At 59.7% G+C, this 18,506-nt stretch carries 14 protein-coding genes and 2 rRNA genes; 5 read left to right on the top strand and 11 right to left on the bottom strand.

The features are described 5' to 3' along the window. Positions 1 to 86: 86 nt before the first annotated feature. From AB1462_RS24115 to AB1462_RS24080, 8 genes are all read right to left on the bottom strand, one after another. Positions 87 to 1,532: an efflux transporter outer membrane subunit gene (locus tag AB1462_RS24115; protein WP_259194406.1), complete on the bottom strand. Its 1,446-nt coding sequence runs from the start codon at positions 1,530 to 1,532 to the stop codon at positions 87 to 89. After that, the gene (locus tag AB1462_RS24110; RefSeq protein ID WP_259194407.1) at positions 1,529 to 2,584 is read right to left on the bottom strand and encodes an HlyD family secretion protein; all 1,056 of its coding nucleotides are present in this window, start codon (positions 2,582 to 2,584) and stop codon (positions 1,529 to 1,531) included. The genes AB1462_RS24115 and AB1462_RS24110 overlap by 4 nt, the downstream gene beginning before the upstream one ends. Before the next feature lie 15 nt (positions 2,585 to 2,599). Then, entirely contained in the window at positions 2,600 to 4,135 is a 1,536-nt protein-coding gene (locus AB1462_RS24105) for an MFS transporter (RefSeq protein WP_367248064.1), read from the bottom strand. A gap of 235 nt (positions 4,136 to 4,370) precedes the next feature. Beyond that, positions 4,371 to 5,291, bottom strand: a complete 921-nt coding sequence (locus AB1462_RS24100; RefSeq protein ID WP_259194409.1) for a LysR family transcriptional regulator — start codon at positions 5,289 to 5,291, stop codon at positions 4,371 to 4,373. A gap of 59 nt (positions 5,292 to 5,350) precedes the next feature. After that, a complete protein-coding gene (locus AB1462_RS24095) occupies positions 5,351 to 6,199 on the bottom strand; it encodes an ABC transporter permease (RefSeq protein WP_012721565.1) in 849 nt (282 codons plus the stop codon). A gap of 12 nt (positions 6,200 to 6,211) precedes the next feature. After that, positions 6,212 to 7,063 (bottom strand): ABC transporter ATP-binding protein, encoded by an 852-nt coding sequence (locus tag AB1462_RS24090; protein WP_367248063.1) that lies wholly within the window; start codon positions 7,061 to 7,063, stop codon positions 6,212 to 6,214. 1 nt (position 7,064) lies between these two features. Further along, the gene (locus AB1462_RS24085; protein WP_090401226.1) at positions 7,065 to 8,090 is read right to left on the bottom strand and encodes an ABC transporter substrate-binding protein; all 1,026 of its coding nucleotides are present in this window, start codon (positions 8,088 to 8,090) and stop codon (positions 7,065 to 7,067) included. A 14-nt stretch (positions 8,091 to 8,104) separates the two neighbouring features. Beyond that, positions 8,105 to 8,998, bottom strand: a complete 894-nt coding sequence (locus AB1462_RS24080) for a TauD/TfdA dioxygenase family protein (RefSeq protein WP_367248062.1) — start codon at positions 8,996 to 8,998, stop codon at positions 8,105 to 8,107. A 263-nt stretch (positions 8,999 to 9,261) separates the two neighbouring features. On the opposite strand from AB1462_RS24080, the gene AB1462_RS24075 reads away from it, so the two are divergent. The 5 genes from AB1462_RS24075 (at position 9,262) to AB1462_RS24055 (ending at position 15,851) form a co-directional block, all read left to right on the top strand. Further along, positions 9,262 to 9,969, top strand: a complete 708-nt coding sequence (locus tag AB1462_RS24075; protein ID WP_315338582.1) for a GntR family transcriptional regulator — start codon at positions 9,262 to 9,264, stop codon at positions 9,967 to 9,969. A 331-nt stretch (positions 9,970 to 10,300) separates the two neighbouring features. Continuing rightward, positions 10,301 to 11,059, top strand: a complete 759-nt coding sequence (locus AB1462_RS24070) for a DUF3050 domain-containing protein (protein ID WP_367248061.1) — start codon at positions 10,301 to 10,303, stop codon at positions 11,057 to 11,059. Continuing rightward, positions 11,056 to 11,994, top strand: coding sequence for a diiron oxygenase (locus tag AB1462_RS24065; protein ID WP_259194412.1), 939 nt, complete (start codon positions 11,056 to 11,058; stop codon positions 11,992 to 11,994). Before AB1462_RS24070 ends, AB1462_RS24065 begins: the two co-directional genes overlap by 4 nt. After that, the gene (locus AB1462_RS24060) at positions 11,991 to 15,368 is read left to right on the top strand and encodes an amino acid adenylation domain-containing protein (RefSeq protein ID WP_367248060.1); all 3,378 of its coding nucleotides are present in this window, start codon (positions 11,991 to 11,993) and stop codon (positions 15,366 to 15,368) included. Before AB1462_RS24065 ends, AB1462_RS24060 begins: the two co-directional genes overlap by 4 nt. Before the next feature lie 18 nt (positions 15,369 to 15,386). After that, positions 15,387 to 15,851 (top strand): SRPBCC family protein, encoded by a 465-nt coding sequence (locus AB1462_RS24055; RefSeq protein ID WP_090401232.1) that lies wholly within the window; start codon positions 15,387 to 15,389, stop codon positions 15,849 to 15,851. 38 nt (positions 15,852 to 15,889) lie between these two features. On the opposite strand, the gene AB1462_RS24050 is transcribed toward AB1462_RS24055, so the two are convergent. From AB1462_RS24050 to rrf (AB1462_RS24040), 3 genes are all read right to left on the bottom strand, one after another. Continuing rightward, positions 15,890 to 17,770 (bottom strand): methyl-accepting chemotaxis protein, encoded by a 1,881-nt coding sequence (locus AB1462_RS24050; RefSeq protein WP_090401233.1) that lies wholly within the window; start codon positions 17,768 to 17,770, stop codon positions 15,890 to 15,892. 401 nt (positions 17,771 to 18,171) lie between these two features. Then, a 5S ribosomal RNA gene (gene rrf / locus AB1462_RS24045) occupies positions 18,172 to 18,287 on the bottom strand. Between the two features lie 107 nt (positions 18,288 to 18,394). Further along, positions 18,395 to 18,506, bottom strand: a 5S ribosomal RNA gene (gene rrf / locus AB1462_RS24040); the annotation flags it as partial.

Genomic DNA, 18,506 nt, shown 5'->3' with positions numbered 1-18,506 from the left:
AATCGGACTGAAAGCTTAACGATCAAGGTTCACCAAGGTTTAAGGCAGCAAAAATCAAGAACGGTCCTACATCGGATACTCCAATTTCAATGCTGAGCCATTGCCACTGGGTAGACCGACTCCCACCCTCCCCCCAACGCCTTGTACAACCCCACCATCGCCAGCGACACCCCGGTGGAACTCTCCACCCACTGCTCCTGCGTGGCCAGCAGCGCACTTTGCACGGTGAGTACGTTGACGAAATCCACCACGCCTTCGACGTACTGGTGCTGCGCGGTGGTCAGGGCGATCTGGTTCTGGCGCACGGCTTCGGCGAGGCTGTCGCGGCGCAGTTGGCTGGCGTTGTAGCGGGTCAATTGATCGTCGATTTCATGCCAGGCGCGCAGCACGGTTTGCTGGTAGGCCAGGGCCGCTTCCTGTTGCTGGGCTTCGCGCAGGTTCACCATGCCTTGCAGGCGTCCACCGTTGAACAGCGGCAGGCTCAATTGCGGGCCGAAGGCAAACGCGCGGGAGCTCCACGAGCCGAAATCCGACAGTTGCATGGCCTGGGAGCCGAGGTTGCCGGACAAGGTGATGCGCGGGTAAAAGTCGCCCTTGGCCACACCGATGCTGGCGGTGGCGGCGTGCAGGCGCGCCTCGGCCTGGCGGATGTCGGGGCGGCGCTCGGCGAGTTCCGACGGCAGGCCGATGGCGACTTGGTGTTGGGTCTGCGGTACGGCGGCGTCCTTGGACAATTGCGCGTGCAGGGCTTGCGGTGGCTCGCCCATCAACAGGCTGAGGGCGTTGATCAACTGGTCCTGGCGTTGCTGTAAATCCGGCAGGCGCGCTTCGATGGCAGCGACCTGGGCGGCGGCTTCGGCGACGTCCAGGTCGGTGGCCACGCCGTCGGCCAGGCGCAGTTGCGAGAGCTTGAGGCTGTGGCGGGCGACGTCGAGGTTTTGCTCGGTCACCGCGCGGGTATTTTGCACGCCGCGCAGTTGGATGTAGTCCTGGGCGGTCTCGGCCAGCACCGATAACAGCACGGCGCGGCGGTCGTTTTCCGCCACTTGCAGGGTGGCGTCGGCGGCTTCGGTTTCGCGTTTGACGCGGCCCCAGAAGTCCAGTTCCCAAGACGCCGAGAATCCCGCGTCCCACTGGTTGAACGCGGAACGGCCGTTTTCGCCGGAGGGGTCGTTCAAGCCTTTGCCGCTGTTGCGTTTGCGCTGGTAGGCACCCGTGGCGTCGACAGTGGGATAACGCTCGGCGGTGGTCACCTGGCGGACCGCACGGCTTTGTTGCAGGCGGCGGCTGGCCAGTTTCAGGTCGAGGTTATCGGTGAGCGCCCGGCGGGTAAGCGCCGACAGTTGCTCGTCGTGGAACACGTCCCACCAGCGCTCTTGCAGCGGCTCGCCGACAGCGCGGCTGGCGGCTTGTCGACCCTGAGGTTCGCTCCACTGCGTGGCGTGCGGCGTGTGCGGGCGCTGAAAATCCGGGCCGACGGTGCACGCGCCCAGGCTGATAACGCTCAGGGTGAGCCAGGCAAGGTGTCTCATTGCTGGGCCACCTCACGCTGCTTGACCGGCTGCGTGTCGACGCTGGCTTCAACCGACATGCCGACCCGCAGGCGCTCGGTCAGCGGTTGGTTGGGTTCGAGGACGATTTTTACCGGGATACGCTGCACCACCTTGGTGAAGTTGCCGGTAGCGTTATCCGGTTTGACCGACGCAAAGGTCACGCCTGTGGCAGGTGCGAGGCTCTCCAGGTGGCCGTGGAGCAGCGCCCCGTCGAGGCTGTCGACCCGCACCTGCACGGCCTGGCCGGCATGCATAGGGGACAGCTGGGTTTCCTGGAAATTGGCGACCACGTAGGCCTCGGCCAACGGCACCACCGCGAGGATCTTGCTGCCCGGCGTCACATAGGCCCCCACCCGCACCGCGCGCTCACCGACCATGCCATCCACCGGCGCGACGATGCGCGTGTAAGACAGCTGATAGCTGGCCATTTCCAACGCAGCCTGGGCACGCTTGAGTCCACCTTCCGCCGCATCGCGCTGGGCGGCGAGGATCTCCACTTGCTTACGTTCAGCCGCCAGCACTGCCGTGGCATTGGCCAGGCGCGCAGTGGCCTGGTCGATGCGGGTCTTGGCTTGCTGGGCGTTCTGCACGGTGCCCGCGCCCACGCCGGCGAGGTGGTTGTAGCGGTTCAGTTCATGTTCGGCGAAGGCCACTTCGGCACGGTCTGCCGCCACGGTGGCCTGGGCCTGGGCGATCACCGAGCTTTGGCGCTCCAGGGTCGCGGTGGCGTTTTTCAGCTGGGCCTGGGCGACCAGGGTGTCGGCGTCGGCGGCCTGGGCGGCGGCGCGAAAATCGCGGTCGTCGATCAGCGCCAGCAGTTGGCCGGCCTTGACGCGCTGGTTGTCCTCCACCAGCACTTCCTTGATAAAGCCCGCCACACGCGGCGCCACCAGGGTGAAGTCGGCGGCGACGAAGGCGTCGTTGGTGGTCTGGCGCTGGCTGCCCAGCAGGCCCGGCGCGACCAGATACACCAGCACGCCGACGGCAAACACGGCGATAACGGAGACGGCAATTTTGTCTTTGCGTTTCATGGGAAATCCTTGTGGCTAGGTCGGTGCGCGAGGCGGAAAAATCCGCGTGGGCATCCAGAAAATCAGCAGGATCAACGCCACCGCGACAGCGGCCATGACGTAATAAAGATCCGAAGACGTCAGCACCACGGCCTGTTCGTGCAGGCGGTGGGCAAGGCCGGGCGCATTGCCGTCGACCAGGGGCGAGTTACCCAGGCGGTCCACCAACATGGTTGAATGAAAGTGCAGGCGCTGGGTGGTCAGCGCATCCAGCACGCCAGTGGCAATCACGGCGGCCAGGCCTTTGACGGTGTTGAACCAGGCCGAGGCGAACGGCCCATCCGCCGGTTGAATGCTGCCGGTGGAGAGCATCAGCAGCGGCAACACCGCCATGGGCTGCCCGAAGATTTGCAGCAGGTACAGGCCGTAGAAATCATCGCGAATCCACGCCGAGGTCAGGTGCGTGCTGCCCACGCAGCACAGCACCAACAGGCCCAGCCCGATCCCCAACACCCAGCGGCAATCGACCCAACGCAGGTTGCACAAGGCCGCCACCAGTGGCAGCGCGATCAATTGCGGCAGCGCCATCAACAGCATCACCGGCGCGGTTTGCAGGGGGCGATAACCCTGGACCTGGGCGAGGAAACTCGAGGGGATGATGATCACCGAGGTCAGCACCATCAGCACGCCTGCCAGCACGATCAGGGCAAACGCCAGGTTACGCAGGCCGAGCATCTGCAACTTGAAAAACGGCATCGGGTGCGACCATTCATTGAACATGAACAGCACCAGCAGCAAGCTGCCGCCACACAGCAGGAAGGTGATCAGGCCCGACTCGAACCAGTCCAGGCGGTTGCCCTGCAGAATGCCGATCACCAGCATGCAGATCGCCGGAAATCCCAGCAGCAGGCCGCGCCAGTTGAACTGCTTGAAGCGCTCCAGGCGCAGCGGGTCTTGCGGCAAGCCGTAGGCCACGGCGGCCATGGCTAGCAGGCACGGCCCGACGATCTGCCAGAACGCCCACTGCCAGCCGACGTATTCGGTCCACAGCGCCGCCAACGGCGTGCCGAGGCTCGGCCCGAACGTAGCGGTAAGCGCGTAGCCGGCCAGGCCATACAACTTGACGTTGGCCGGCAGGAAGCGCAGCGCTACGGTCATCAGCATCGGCGGCAATGCGCCGCCCGCCAGGCCTTGGACGGTACGCAGCAGCAACAGGCTTTGGTAGTTCGGCGCAAACGGGCAAAGGATACCAAGCAGGGTGAACAGGCCGATGGCGCACAGGGTGAAGCGCCGCAGGGAAAACGTCACCGAACACCAGGGCGCAAAGGCCATGGCCGCCACGGAGGTGGCCGTGTAAGCAGCGACCAGCCAGGTGCCTTCGTCAAAACCGATGTACAGCGCACCACGAATATCCGCGAGGGCCACCTTGGTGACCATCTCGTTGAGACCGGACACCAGCACCGCGAGCAACACGCCGACCAGGCCGATGATGATGCGCGGGCCAAATACAGGCGGGGTGATGGCGATGGGTTTGGCTGCGGCCGCAAGGGTGGGGGCAGCGAGGGAAGTCATGAACAGGTAACTCAGGATTAGAAATACCCGAGCAGTTTAATCAGGCACATCCATGACAAAAAGTTACTTATTGGCAGCTTATAACTGCACCACACACAATCCTGAATCCGACACAAATCTACATGTGGGAGGGGGTTTACCCCCGATTGCTGTGTGCCAGACACAGATTTTCTATCTGATCCAACGCAATCGGGGGCAAGCCCCCTCCCACATTTGCCCTGTGTACGCTTGATGTTTAGGTGGGTTGGGCTTCCAGCCAGGTGGCGTGGCAACTTTCGCGCAGGGTTTCGCGCAGCCACTTATGAGCGGGGTCTTTGTCGAAGCGCGGGTGCCAGGATTGGGCCAGGACCAGGGTCGGCAAGGAGATCGGTAACGGGAAGGCGCGTAGGGGCAGCTTCAGGCGATTGGCGCTGTAGAGCGCTTCCTTGGGCACCGGCAGAATCAAGTCGGAGTCAGGCAACATGAACATCGCCCCGTGAAAGCCCGGCGCAATCATCGCCACGCGTCGCTCCAGGCCCTGGGCATTCAGTGCAGTGTCGATCGGGCCACGGGCGATGCCACGCCGCGAGATGCTGATATGGGAATAGCTGGCGAAGCGCGCGGCGGTAATCTCTTCGTCAAACAACGGATGGTTCTCCCGCGCCAGACCCACGAAGGTGGTGGAAAACAGGTTCTGCACCTTCACTTCCGGGGTGACCGGCATGGTGTTGCTCACGCGCAAGTCCAGCCGTCCTTCGCGCAGCGCTTCATCATCGGTGTCGCCTTCAGGCACGAAACACAGCTCGCACAGTGGCGCCATGCGCTCCATGGTGTCGAACAGTCGACCGCCATACACGCCGATGAAAAAGTCGTTGGCGCGCACACTGAAGCGACGGCGCAGGGTGCTCAGGTCCACCTGGTCCGCCGAGCGAAACAACAGCGCGGCCTGCTCCACCACGTTGCGCACCTGGCCCTGCAACTGCAGGGCCTTGGGCGTCGGCACCAGGCCGCGACCGGCGCGCACCAGGATCGGATCGCCCACCGCGTCGCGAATACGCGTGAGGGTGCGGCTCATGGCCGCCGGGCTGAGGTTCATCCGCCGCGCGGCGCCCACCACGCTGCCCTCGTCGAGCAAGGCGTCGAGGGCGACCAGCAGGTTCATGTCTGGTAGTTGCATGGCAAGCACTCGTGATCAGTCGGGAGTGAGCTGGCCGCAATCGTAGCAGGATGGGTGTGTCAGCGCTGCATGCCCCAGCGTTTCACGGTGAGCCGCTCGAAGGTGTCGAACACCAGGTTTTCCACCAGCAGGCCGATCAGTATCACCACCGCCAACCCGGCAAATACCTTGTCGGTGTACAGCTCATTACGGTTCTGGAAGATGTACCAGCCCAGGCCGCCCTTGCCGCTGGTCGCACCAAATACCAGCTCGGCGGCGATCAGTGTGCGCCAGGCGAAGGCCCAGCCGATTTTCAGGCCGGCGAGGATCGATGGCAGTGCCGCAGGGATCAGGATGAACAACACGAAACGCATGCCCTTGAGGCCATAGTTGCGACCGGCCATGCGCAGGGTTTCGGACACGCCGAGGAACCCTGAATAAGTATTGAGCGCCAGCGCCCACAACACCGAATGCACCAGCACGAAGATCAGGCTGTTCTGCCCCAGGCCGAACCACAGCAACGCCAACGGCAATAGCGCGATGGCCGGCAGCGGGTTGAACATTGAGGTCAGGGTGCTCAGCAGGTCGCGGCCCAGTTGCGTCGACACCGCCAGGGTGGTCAGGGCAAACGCCAGCACGATGCCGATCAGGTAACCCTTGATCAGCACCACCAGCGAGATGCTCACCTTGCTCAGCAGTTCGCCGCTGAGCAGGCCGTCATAAAGCGCGTGAAAGGTTTGCAGGAAACTCGGCAGCAGCAGGTCGTTGTTCTGGTAGCGCGCCACGGCTTCCCAAAGGATCGCGAGCACGATCAGGATCAAGCCCTTGCGCAGCCAGCCTTGTTGCCACAGGCGTTGGCGCAAGGGCAGTTCGCGTTCCACGGGGACGCTGAGCAACGGCTCAAGGGTAATTTCGTATTCCTGGCGCATTGGGCTGCCCTCTTAGTAAGCGATGCGGATGTCGGCGAAACCCAACTCACGTTCGGCCTCGGGCGCTTCATCGAACAGCAGGCGATGAATCCGCCGCGCCGACGCCTGGAACTCCACGCCACCGAGGCTGTGCAGGTCGTATTGATGGCTGTGGATTTCCGCGCGCACGCGCCCCGGGTGCGGCGACAGCAACAGGATGCGATTGCCCACCACCAGCGCTTCTTCGATGGAGTGGGTGACGAACAGCAAGGTGAAGCGCACCTCTTCCCAGAGCAGCAGCAATTCTTCCTGCATCTTGCGCCGGGTCAGGGCGTCGAGGGCGGCGAAGGGCTCATCCATCAACAGGATTTTCGGCTGCATGGCCAGGGCGCGGGCGATCGCCACGCGGGCTTTCATACCGCCGGAAAGCGTGTGCGGGTAAGCATCGACAAAGGCGCTGAGGCCGACTTTGTCGAGGTAGTGCAGCGCCCGCTCTTCGGCTTCGCGACGCGGTAGGGTCTTCGATGCCAGTAGCGGAAACATCACGTTCTGCTTGACGGTTTTCCACGGCGGCAACTGGTCGAATTCCTGGAACACCACGATGCGGTCCGGGCCCGGCTGTTCGACCTTTTGCCCCAGCAGGCGGATTTCGCCTTCGCAGGGTTTGATAAACCCGGCAATGGACTTGAGCAGCGTGGATTTGCCGCAACCCGATGGGCCGAGTAACACGTAGCGATCCGCCGGGTCGATTTCGAAACTGACTTGGTGAGTGGCCCGCACCACGCGCTCGGGGGTGCGGTATTCCAGGCTGACGTTATCCACCGCCAGCAACGGCGTAGTGGTGTGCAGGTTGCTGGCCGTGTGGCCTTGCAAGGGCGCGTTCATCTCAACTTCCTTGCAGGGGCTTGGCGTCCTGGAAGAAGTAGTCCTTCCACGATTCAGGCTTGTTTTTGATGGCGCCGACGCGGTAGAGGAATTCCGCCAGCGGGTAGGTGTTTTTCGGCGTGACGCTGAATTCGAACTGCGGGTTGTCGATGATTTTCAGCAACTCGGCGCGGTCGATCTTGGCCTTGGTGACGCGGATGTAAGTGTCGGCCGCAGCGCCTTTATCGTTCTGGGCGAATTGCGCGGCTTCGGTCAACGCCTCGACAAATGCCTTGTAGGTCTTCGGGTTGTCGTTGCGGAATTTTTCGCTGGCGAACAGCACCGTTGGCGAGTTCGGGCCCAGCAGGTCGTAGGTGTTCAGCACCACATGCACGTTAGGGTTGGCCAGTGCCTGGTCCTGGAACGGCGGGTTGGAAAAGTGCCCGGTCAGTTCGGTGCCGCCGGCGATCAGGGCAGCGGTGGCATCAGGGTGCGGGACGGCGACGGTGTATTTGTCGAGGCGATTGAATTCCTTGTCGCCCCATTGCTTGGCGGCGGCGTATTGCAGGAAGCGCGACTGCACCGACACGCCCACCGCGGGCACGGCGATACGGTCCTTGTCGGTGAAATCGGCAAGGGTCTTGACCTTGGGATTGTTACTCACCAGGTAGTAGGGGAAGTTGCCCAGGGAAGCCACGGCCTTGACGTTCTGCTTGCCGTGGGTGCGGTCCCAGATGGTCAGCAGAGGGCCGACGCCAGCACCGGCGATATCGATCGAGCCGGAGAGCAGTGCGTCGTTGACCGCCGCGCCACCGGACAGCTGGGTCCAGTCGACCTTGATGTCGATGCCTTCCTGCTTGCCGTATTTTTCGATCAGGTTCTGGTCGCGCACCACGTTAAGCAGCAGGTAGACGATACCGAACTGTTCGGCGATGCGGATCTCGCCTTCGGCCTGTGCAGCCGTCGGAGCGACCAGGCTGCCGGCCAACAGGCTGACACCCAGGCCGACGGTGGCGGCCAGCCGTGCAAATGGAATTTTCCTGGACATGGTCATGCTCCGAATCAGAAAGGCGCGTCGCCCTGGATGGTGGTGCGAAACAGCTTGCGGCGCAGATGGCTCGGGCAACCGGCGGCCAGGTGGATCAGCGAGCGGTTGTCCCAGAACACCAGGTCGTGGGGCTGCCAGTGGTGGCGGTAGATGTTGTGCGGCAACACGCTGTGGGCGTAGAGCTGGGTCAGCAGGTCGCGGCTTTCGTCTTCCGGCAGGCCGACGATGCGGGTGGTGAAGCCTTCGCTGACGAACAGCGCCTTGCGGCCGTTTTCCGGGTGAGTGCGCACGATCGGGTGAACCACTTCCGCGACTTGGGCAAGCTGCTCAGGCGTCAACGTCGGGCGCCAGTTGCCTTCGAATTTGGTTTCGCTATAGCGCGCGGTATAAGAGTGCGCGGCGCTGCGGCCTTCAACGGCTTTGCGCAGGTGCTCGGGCAGTTGGTCCCAGGCTTTGTGCATGTCGGCGAACAGGGTATCGCCGCCCTCGGACGGCAACTCCTGAGCGTGGAGCATCGAGCCCAGGCTTGGCAGCTCTTTATAAGACAGGTCCGAGTGCCAGAACTTGCCCGCATCACCCAGGCCAATGGATTGGCCGTTTTCGATGATGTTGGAGACGATCAGGATTTCCGGGTGATTGGCCAGCAGGAACTGCTTGAGCACGTGAATCTGCAGGACGCCAAAGCGGCGGCTGAAAGCGATCTGTTGTTCGGGGGTAATACGCTGGTCGCGGAACACCACGACGTGGTGATCCAGGTGCGCGCGATGAATGCGGGCGAAATCCTGGTCGTTGACCGGCAGGGACAAATCCAGGCCGACAATCTCGGCCCCCACGCTGCCGGGCAGTGGGCGAACCTCGAAGGCTTGGGCGGTAAGGGTCGCTGTTGGAACAGTAGAGGTGGCGGACATGAGTTCACTCCCGGTCAGACAGGAGAGTGACTTTATAGGTATAAGAACGGCAATTTAAATACCGTTAAAGAATATCTATATGCGGGAATGTCGTAACATCTCAGTGCCGTGTCAGACCCGGCAAAACCCAGGCGTGGGCCGCCGGAGTCGCGCGTTGAAACGCTTACAAGCCGAAACCGTGCCCGTTTGACAAGCTTATGGGCAGCCTCTAGTGTGCATTGGATCCAATTAGCCACCACTATTATAAGGAGGATAGCGTAACCGTGACGCAGAAGCCGAACCCTTTGAACAGCATCAAGATCACCGGCCCTATTCCCGCCCATCTTGCTCGCTCCGTGATTGAAGAAACCTTGCGCAATGCAATCCTCGATGGCCGCTTGCCCTGCGGTACCGCCATGCGTCAGCAAGAGCTGGCCAGCCTGTTCGGGGTCAGCCGCATGCCGGTGCGTGAAGCCTTGCGCCAGTTGGAGGCCCAGTCACTGCTGCATGTGGTCACCCACAAGGGCGCCGTGGTTGCACCTTTGATCGAAGACAATTCAGCTGAGACCTATGAGCTGCGGATGTTGCTGGAGTCTGAAGCCCTGCGCTTGTCGATTCCCTTGCTGACCGAAGCCGATATCGTCGAGGCAGACACGTTCATCTGTGCCCTGGAACAGGAAAAAGACTACACCGAGATTGGCCATCTCAATCGCCTGTTTCACATGACCCTGTATGGCAAGGCCCCCAACCAGCGGCTGCTCAAGCTGGTGGAGCATGGGTTGAATGAAGAGGAACGCTTCCTGCGTTTCAACCTCGAGGCGATGGGGCTGGGTGAGACATCCCAGGAAGACCACCGTGAACTGCTGAACCTGGTGGCACAGAAGAAAGTCGAGGAAAGCATCCTGACGCTGCGTAATCACTTGATGCGCGGGATGGACGTGATCACTTCCTATCTCAATAGCCTGGAACCCACCGGTAAGAAGACGCCATAACAAGGTCGCTCATCTTGCCCGTACAGCGCTGCGGGGTTAACTACCTGATCGGGTAGTACCCCGCGCCGAAGAAACTTCCCACTCTTATAAAGTAACTTGCCGACAGCTTATATTATTTAGAAAAACATCTACTGCATTCATATGCTCGCCAATTTGTTTAACCCGCTTATTATTCTCCCTTACTAAACCAGACATTTAATTCGACGGCGCAGCGCCATACGTGTGAGCGCTCGTGCGTGCCAACCCTGGTTTAAATCTGTTTATCTCCTTGTCACTCACAAAAATCCAATGCTGCTTTAACAGCAAACGCAACAATTTATAGGCATCAACCATGTACCAATCATTACTTGAACAAAGAAAACTGCAGTTATGCAGTCATCCGTTATTCCAGGAAATAACTTCACTGAAAAAGTTACAACTATTTATGGAAAACCATGTGTTCGCTGTATGGGACTTCATGACACTCACCAAACGCCTGCAACAAGACCTGACCTGCACTCGCCTGCCCTGGCTGCCACCGGCCGACCCGCAAGCTGCACGCCTTATCAATGAGATAGTGCTGGGCGAGGAGTCAGACTCCCATCCCAGGCAAGGCCACTGCAGCCACTTCGAGTGGTACCTGGAAGCCATGGTCGAGGTCGGCGCCAGTACCTCGGCGATAAAACGTTTCGTTGCGCTGCAGCACCAAGGCGTGGAAGCAAGCGCTGCCCTGCGCATGGCCGATGTTCCTGCTGGCGCGGAACGCTTCGTCAGCGACACGTTGCACATTGCGCTGAACGCTCCTACCCATTGCGTAGCAGCCGCATTCCTTCACGGTCGTGAACGTGTCATCCCAAGTATGTTCGAGCACATCCTGCAGCCTGATACGCTCATCCATCGCCAGGCACCTACCTTGTGTGGCTACTTCGAACGCCATATCGAGTTGGACACTGAACATCATGGGCCAGCAGCCGAGCAGTTGCTCGGACGCCTGGTGGGCTCAGACCCGACTTATCCGCAACAAGCCCACGACGCAGCCCTTGCCGCCGTAGAAAGCCGTATCACGTTCTGGGACGAGGTGCAGGCCGCGCTGCAAGAGGTGCACCCATGAATACCGCTGGCTACACCACTATTGCCGACGACTGGGAACGCCGCGCAACCATCCGAACCCGTCCTCGCCGCTGGTTGGAAAACGATGACAAGCTGATCTACCCGCTGTGCCGTCAGCCCTTGGTACTCAGCGCGACCTTCGTGGAACATTGCCCGCAATGGCGCGACTTCGTGCTGGTGCAAAGCTTCTATAAATTCATCAACGACGTGGTTATTTTCGAAACCGAAATCGTCGACAAGACCGCACGCAACATTGCCAAGAATCGCTTCTCGCTGCCCTTCCCCCTTGCCTGTCGCGTTGATGCGATGACGGTTGTGGTGGACGAGGACTACCACGCCTTGGTGGCACTGGACTTCATGCAACAGACTGTCGCAATGACGGGCATACAACCGCTCGACCTGCCCGGGCATATCGAACTGAGTCGCGCGCTGCCGGCGGCGCAGGCACAGGCTCCCGCACACCTGAGCGATGCTGTGGAGCTGATTGGCGTGGCCATCGCCGAAAACACCGTCACCCACGATGTAGCAGCGTTTTCCAAGGACCGCAGTGTCAAGGCCTCCATACGAGGCTTGATGGACGACCACCTGTTTGACGAAGGGCGCCACGCGCAGTTCTGGACGCGGCTGGTGCGCATTTACTGGCAGGCCGCGAGCCCGGACGACCGTGACAGCATCGCTCACGTACTGCCGACATTCCTGGCGCATTACCTGACCAACGACCTGCAGAAAAACTTCGACCTGCATCTGATCGAACACCTCGACATCAGCGAGGACCTGCGCGGCGTGCTGCGCGACGAAGTATCGGCGCTGGCATTCCCCATCACCCGCCAGCACCCGTTGATGGGCAATATCATGGGCTTCCTGCAACACAGCGGCTTGTTGCAGACGCCGAGTGTGGGGCAGGTGCTGAACGACTACCTGTCGGTGTCGCCATGAGGCGCCTGACAATCGGCTGGTGCGGCACAAGCAAGGCACTTGGCGCAATCAGGCCAATGCTGGAACAGTACGGCCATGTGTCGGGGGATGAGGCCACCGACCTGTGGATTGAAGACGGTAGCCTGCCGTTGCCGGATGACGCGGGCGGAACCACCTGTATAAGTCTGCGAGTGGGGGTTGGTCCGTCAACCGACTGTGGGTTACCCGCGCTGCAATTGCGCGCCTATGGCCATGACCGACGTTTGTCTGCCGTGCTGGACATCGCCGAGGAGCCCAGTGGCAACGGCCAGCGACTGCGTCAACACGCAACAAACGCGCTGGTGGATTGGGTCGCGCTGCTAGTCAGTGGCTTCTCACGTGACCCCGAATCTCTCTCTACGAGCGCGATTGCCACTGAGTGGTCCGAGCACAGTTTGCACGGGCTTGAGCCGTTGGCATTTATGCATCGATTCAATCGTACGACAAACCCCGATCTGATCCAGCAAGCCCAGGTACCGCTGATCGAACGCGTGCAAGCCAGCCTTCATCTGTTCGCCGACCGGCCGGCGCTGAACATTGCGGGGCACACCGTAACCTATCGCCAACTGCACCTACAGGCCATGGCGATTCAGCAGCGATTGCGTCCGCTGATGGAAGCGCTTGAGACGCCCGCGGTGATCGGCGTATGCCTGGAAAAAAACACGGAATTGTATGCCAGCATTCTTGCCGTACTGGGCAGTGGCGCGGTGTACCTGCCACTGGGACCTGATCAACCCACACAACGCCATCGGGCCATGCTCGAAAACGCCGGGGCCCACGTATTGCTGGATGCCGGCCAGCATCCATTACGCGAGCATTTCATTGCACTGGATGTCAGCACCGTCGAGCCGCACAACGCCAACTTCGCGTCCTCGCTGACGCACAATCGCCCTTGTTCGGATATACCGTGCATGGTGCTCTATACATCGGGCAGTACTGGCCAGCCCAAGGGTGTACTACTCAGCCAAGGTAACCTGGCGCATTTCACGGCCTGGTTCGGGTCCTGCATGACGCAAGATGAACGGAGCCGCGTCTTGCAGTTTTCCCCCTTGGGTTTCGACTCGTCATTGATCGAAATCTTCCCCGCCCTGATTGCCGGCGCCGAGTTGATCGTGCCTAACGAGGAACAGCGACGCGACCCTGTACAACTGGTGGAATTGCTCCGCCGACAGCGCGTCACTCACGCCTTCCTGCCGCCTGCGCTGCTCAATATCCTACCGCTGGATAACCCCCTGGGCGTTACGCATCTGCTCACCGGTGGCGACGCCTGCGAACCCCATGTAATCGAGCGGCTGGCAGGGCAGTGCCAGCTTCACAACCTCTATGGCCCCACCGAAACAACAGTACTGATTACGCACCGGACGTTCGCCCCCGATGACAACAATCGTAATGTCGGCCGCCCCATCGCCAATAGCCAGGTGCTGATCCTCGATGACGATCTGCAGCCGGTGGATGAGCAGGTGATGGGCGAACTGTACATCGTCGGGCCCGGCGTGAGCCTGGGATATGTGAATGCGCCGCCGCAGGCTAACAGCCCATTCGTCGAACTGTTGGTGCCGGGCGGCCAAACGCTGCGGGCGTACCGCAGCGGCGACCTGGCGCAGTGGACCGCCGAAGGCATTGTGCTGGGTGGGCGCCGCGACGATCAGGTAAAGATCCGCGGCTTTCGAGTCGAACCCCGGGAGATTGAACAGTGCCTGCGTAACAGCAGGCTGTATCGCGAGCTGGCAGTGGTGATCGACCAAAAAAGCAGGATCTGCGCCTTCGTCGCCCAACCCGAACCCAACGCTACGTTGGCGGCCTTACAGCAGCACGCGCGCCAGTGGCTACCGGACTACATGGAACCCGGTTTCTGGGTGGAACTGCCAGCCATGCCGCACTGTAACAATGGCAAAGTCGACCGCAAGGAACTGCTGGCCCTACCCTTCCACTCCATTTTTCAGGCCACTCCCCGCGCTGCGCGCACACCCCTTCAAGCGCGATTACGCGACCTATGGGGCGAGCTGTTGGGCGTGCCCACCAGCCAGTTGCCCATCGATGAAAGCTTCTTTGCACTGGGCGGCCATTCGATTTTGCTGTCGACGTTGTTGCTGCGTGTTCGCGAGCAGTTTGGCCGTAGTTTCGCGTTGAGCCATTTCATTGAAGCACCGACGATTCGTACGCTTGCAACGCTGATGGAGGATGGTGAACTACCCGGTTCATCTTCCGCCGAGGCGGTCCAGGATGCTCAACGGGAATGGGTGATCAATTCGTTGCAAGAGTGCCGCTCAGGCAATCCACACAAGGTGATCGTGACGGGAGCCAACAGTTTCGTCGGCATCCATATTGTCGAAGCGTTATTGACTGCCGGTGCAACGGAGGTGGCGTGCCTGGTGCGTGAATTGCCGGGGAATCCTGCGATGGCTCGCTTTACCCAGGCGTTGCGTGAATACCACCTGGAACACCTGGACTTGAGCCGGATACGAGTATTCCCCGCCAACATCAACCAGCCTCGATTGGGTTTGGCCTGCGATGTGTATGAAGCCCTCGCCGCAGACTTTGGCGCGCTGGTGCACAACGCAGCACGGGTCAATCACGTCATGGACTACGCCTCACTGGCCAGAGACAACGTCAACCCCATATTCGAATGCCTGCGTCTGTGCGAAACCCACTGCAAGAAGGTCTTCAACTTTGTCTCGACGTTGTCGGCCGCCAGTAGCATCGACACGATGGGGCATGTGCTCGAAGCTCCAGCGGCGACTACCCTGCCGCTGTACATCCGAAATGGCTACAACCTGTCCAAATGGGTAGCCGAGCGGGTGCTGGGACGTGCAGTTGAGCAAGGAGCCTGGGTGAACATCCATCGGCCTGGAAATATCAGTTTCAACAGCCGTAACGGTGTCTGCCAACCACAGAAGAATCGCCTGATGCTGATGCTCAAGGGCTCGCTGCAATTGGGCATGCTGCCTCGGCTGGATCTGAATTTCGACCTGATGCCCGTGGACTTTGTGGCGCGCTTCATTGCGTTCCACTGCACCCGCTTTCAAGCCGACAGAAGCGTGTTCAACCTGCACAACCCACAACCATTGAGTTGGGAGCGCTACCTGGACGCGTTCAGCCGGGCGGGCCACCGGTTCGAACGGGTGAGCGCTGCGCATTGGCAGCGCGCGCTGCGAACGGTGAGCCAGGACAATGCAATGTTTGGCGTGCTCGGTTTTTACCTTGATCGACTGGATGAAGACATCGGCGACACCCTGATGATCCGCCATGACAACGCGCAACGCGGCGTTCAGCAGATGGGTGAGCAGTACCCCAAAAAAGACCCGGCACTGCTGAGTAAAGGCTGCAATTACCTCAAGGCCATCGGCTTTCTTTGAACCGCTCAGGACAACTTCATGAAACCGCTGCAACCCGATACGTTAATTCATAACCCGAACGGCCAGCCGATAGTCTCCTCTATGGTGATCGACTGCCATGCCACCCGTCTCTGGAACATGGTCGGGCAGTTTGCAGGCTTCGATGCGTTCATACCTGCCCTGACGCATATCGAAATGACGGGCACCGGAGTGGGCGCTTTACGCACGAAATTTTTCCGCGATGGCAACCGCGTCGTAGAACAGCTCAATAGCCGGGATGAGCACGCGATGCACATGACCTGGACCACGATCTACAACACCCTGGGCGTGGCCAGGTTGTGGGCGGCAATCAAGGTAGAAGCGCTGGGAGCGCACTGCTCCAGGGTAACCTGGACCATCATTGCAGACCCAATAGACACGGCGCAGGCAGGATTTGAACAGTTTGTGCAGGGCTTCGCCGACGGCGCGCTGGACAATGTTCGCCGCTTGCTGGGTAAGCGGTAGGAGCGAAACGGCTCGCCCCTACTCAGACACTCAGCGGGTCAGATCTTGAAGCTATCGACCAGCTGCTTCAACCGATTGGCCTGTTGCGACAACGCATCGCAGTCTTTCAGGGTTTCGTTGAGGTTGGTCACGCCCTGCTGGTTCAGCAGGTTGATCTGGTTGATGTCGACGTTGAGGGTTTCCACCACGGCAGTCTGTTCTTCGGTGGCTGCAGCAACGGACTGGTTCATGCCGTCGATCTCAACAATTCGCTGCGTTACGCTGACCAGGCGCTCTCCAGCCTGGTTGGCCACCTGGACACTTTCTTCGCTGGAGGTCTGGCTGGCATTCATGGTGGTCACTGCCTCACGCGAACCCACTTGCAGCGAAGTGATCATTTTATGAATCTCCTCAGCCGACTCCTGGGTACGGTGAGCAAGGTTACGCACCTCGTCGGCGACCACGGCAAACCCGCGCCCAGCTTCCCCGGCACGTGCCGCTTCGATTGCAGCGTTCAGTGCCAACAAGTTGGTTTGCTGGGAGATGCCTTTGATCACATCAAGGATGTGGCCGATATTGTCAGTGCTGGCGTTCAGAGTTTCGATCTGAGTGCAGGACAGGCTGATCTTCTGCGACAGCTCCGACATTGCCAGGATAGTTTGCTCGACCACTTTACGCCCATCATCGGCCTGCTCGCTGGCACCGCTGGCGTGCTGTGAAGCATCGGCGGCGTTACGCGCGATTTCCTGGGTGGCAGCCCCCAATTCGTTGATTGCGGCGGCCACGCTGTTGGTGCGTGCGCTTTGCTCGTCAGAGCCGATGATCGAGGCGTTGGATGACGCCATCACACGCTGAGACAGGTCATGCACCTGACGTGTGGCAGAAGACACTTCGGAAATCGAGGCGTGTATACGCTCTACGAACCGGTTGAACGCACTGCCCACTTCACCGAACTCGTCTTTACTGGTGACCGTCAAGCGGCGGGTCAGGTCGCCCTCACCTTGGGCAATGTCCTGCATGGCAATGCCCATGGTGGTAAGGGGCCGCAGTAACACTTGAATCAGCAGGCTCAAGAGCACAGCAATCGCGACTACGGCGATCAGCATGGCGATCAATGCAGACGTACGGAATTTACCCAGCGGTGCGTAGGCTTTGTCTTTATCGATCGACAGGCCGATATACCAATCTGCACCAGGCAAGCCGCTGATAGGCGTGAACGACAGGATGCGATCCTGGCCCTTAAGTACTACCTCCTGGTTAACTTTCTCAATACGGACGTTAGTACCTGGATAGATGTCCTTCAGGTTTTTCATCACCTGATCTTCGTCAGGACTTACGATAACTTGGCCGTCGCCGCTGACCAGAAACGCATGACCGATGCCGCCAAAGTCTACCGAATTGATAATCTTCACCAGGGTTTGCAGGCTCAGATCTCCGCCCACCACGCCGAGCAACTCACCGTTCTTTTTCACCGGCATAGCGATAGTTACGATCTGCCCACCCACTGCGGCCATATAGGGCGGAGTGAGCATGGGTTTATCGGCAGCCACGGCTTGCTTGTACCAGGGACGCTGACGAGGGTCGTAGCCGTCAGGCATTTTTGCATCCGGACGCTGGGTGAACACACCGTTTGTTTGGCCAACGTAGGTGAACTGGAAGTTCGAGGTGAATGCCGGTTGATCGACCAACCCCGGGAGATCCACAGCACTACCCTGGTGGGCAACGTTTTGCGTCAGGCTTTCGAGCACCAGTATTCGACCGCTAAGCCAGTTCTGCACACTACTGGCGGTGAGCTCACCCGACTGCTGGATAGACGACTCCAGGTTCTGTTTGATGGTGCTGCGCTGCAGATAATCGTTGTAAAGAGTGAATAACGCGAAGGCCAAAACCACAACGCCTGACGCGGCCAACAGAATTTTATGACTGAATTTGAGATTCATTTCATCGACTTCTTTTTGCCAAAGGGGGTGAGCGTGCCGAGAGGAACATTCCATGTAACGGTATAGACGGCGTCTCGGGCCGCTCTATTTCGGTGCACGCATGGCTCATCAGGCTTTCGGCCAAGCAGGAGGAAAACTTAGGGAATTGTGGGACGAATCTTCTTTTTACGTAGGAAGCCGACCAAAGGTTGTCGTACAAGATTTAGAGGTAAAAATTTTTCCCTTCAAAACGTGCGACCAATTTTCATTAATACCTGTGTCGCGCTCTTAAAAATAGGTCGGCGCCATGAACCTGATTTTTTGAGTTGGATAGGCGTATCTCCTGTTCGCTTACAGAGTTCATAAAGCCTCTAAACGACAAAACCCCTGTCTGCATTGCAGACAGGGGTTCTGGAATTTAATCTTGACGATGACCTACTCTCACATGGGGAAACCCCACACTACCATCGGCGATGCATCGTTTCACTGCTGAGTTCGGGATGGGATCAGGTGGTTCCAATGCTCTATGGTCGTCAAGAAATTCTGTGTACCGGAGCGTTGCTTCAGCAACGTGCCGATGAAATTCATGGACTTCTACATAAACAAAACCCCACCTGCTTTCGCAAATGAGGTTTCGGAATTTAATCTTGACGATGACCTACTCTCACATGGGGAAACCCCACACTACCATCGGCGATGCATCGTTTCACTACTGAGTTCGGGATGGGATCAGGTGGTTCCAATGCTCTATGGTCGT

This window comes from Pseudomonas sp. SB113, assembly GCF_040754745.1.
Lineage (GTDB): Bacteria > Pseudomonadota > Gammaproteobacteria > Pseudomonadales > Pseudomonadaceae > Aquipseudomonas > Aquipseudomonas grimontii.
Note: the sequence above shows the minus strand (reverse complement) of the source record. Positions and strands in the feature narration are given on the sequence as shown.

Excerpts from the sequence above, each read along its gene's own strand:
- AB1462_RS24100 (WP_259194409.1), bottom strand. The coding sequence starts at position 5,291 with ATGCAACTACCAGACATGAACCTGCTGGTCGCCCTCGACGCCTTGCTC.
- AB1462_RS24085 (WP_090401226.1), bottom strand. The coding sequence starts at position 8,090 with ATGTCCAGGAAAATTCCATTTGCACGGCTGGCCGCCACCGTCGGCCTG.
- AB1462_RS24070 (WP_367248061.1), top strand. The coding sequence starts at position 10,301 with ATGTACCAATCATTACTTGAACAAAGAAAACTGCAGTTATGCAGTCAT.
- AB1462_RS24050 (WP_090401233.1), bottom strand. The coding sequence starts at position 17,770 with ATGAATCTCAAATTCAGTCATAAAATTCTGTTGGCCGCGTCAGGCGTT.
- AB1462_RS24060 (WP_367248060.1), top strand. The coding sequence starts at position 11,991 with ATGAGGCGCCTGACAATCGGCTGGTGCGGCACAAGCAAGGCACTTGGC.
- AB1462_RS24080 (WP_367248062.1), bottom strand. The coding sequence starts at position 8,998 with ATGTCCGCCACCTCTACTGTTCCAACAGCGACCCTTACCGCCCAAGCC.
- AB1462_RS24115 (WP_259194406.1), bottom strand. The coding sequence starts at position 1,532 with ATGAGACACCTTGCCTGGCTCACCCTGAGCGTTATCAGCCTGGGCGCG.
- AB1462_RS24095 (WP_012721565.1), bottom strand. The coding sequence starts at position 6,199 with ATGCGCCAGGAATACGAAATTACCCTTGAGCCGTTGCTCAGCGTCCCC.
- AB1462_RS24055 (WP_090401232.1), top strand. The coding sequence starts at position 15,387 with ATGAAACCGCTGCAACCCGATACGTTAATTCATAACCCGAACGGCCAG.
- AB1462_RS24090 (WP_367248063.1), bottom strand. The coding sequence starts at position 7,063 with ATGAACGCGCCCTTGCAAGGCCACACGGCCAGCAACCTGCACACCACT.
- AB1462_RS24065 (WP_259194412.1), top strand. The coding sequence starts at position 11,056 with ATGAATACCGCTGGCTACACCACTATTGCCGACGACTGGGAACGCCGC.
- AB1462_RS24110 (WP_259194407.1), bottom strand. The coding sequence starts at position 2,584 with ATGAAACGCAAAGACAAAATTGCCGTCTCCGTTATCGCCGTGTTTGCC.
- AB1462_RS24105 (WP_367248064.1), bottom strand. The coding sequence starts at position 4,135 with ATGACTTCCCTCGCTGCCCCCACCCTTGCGGCCGCAGCCAAACCCATC.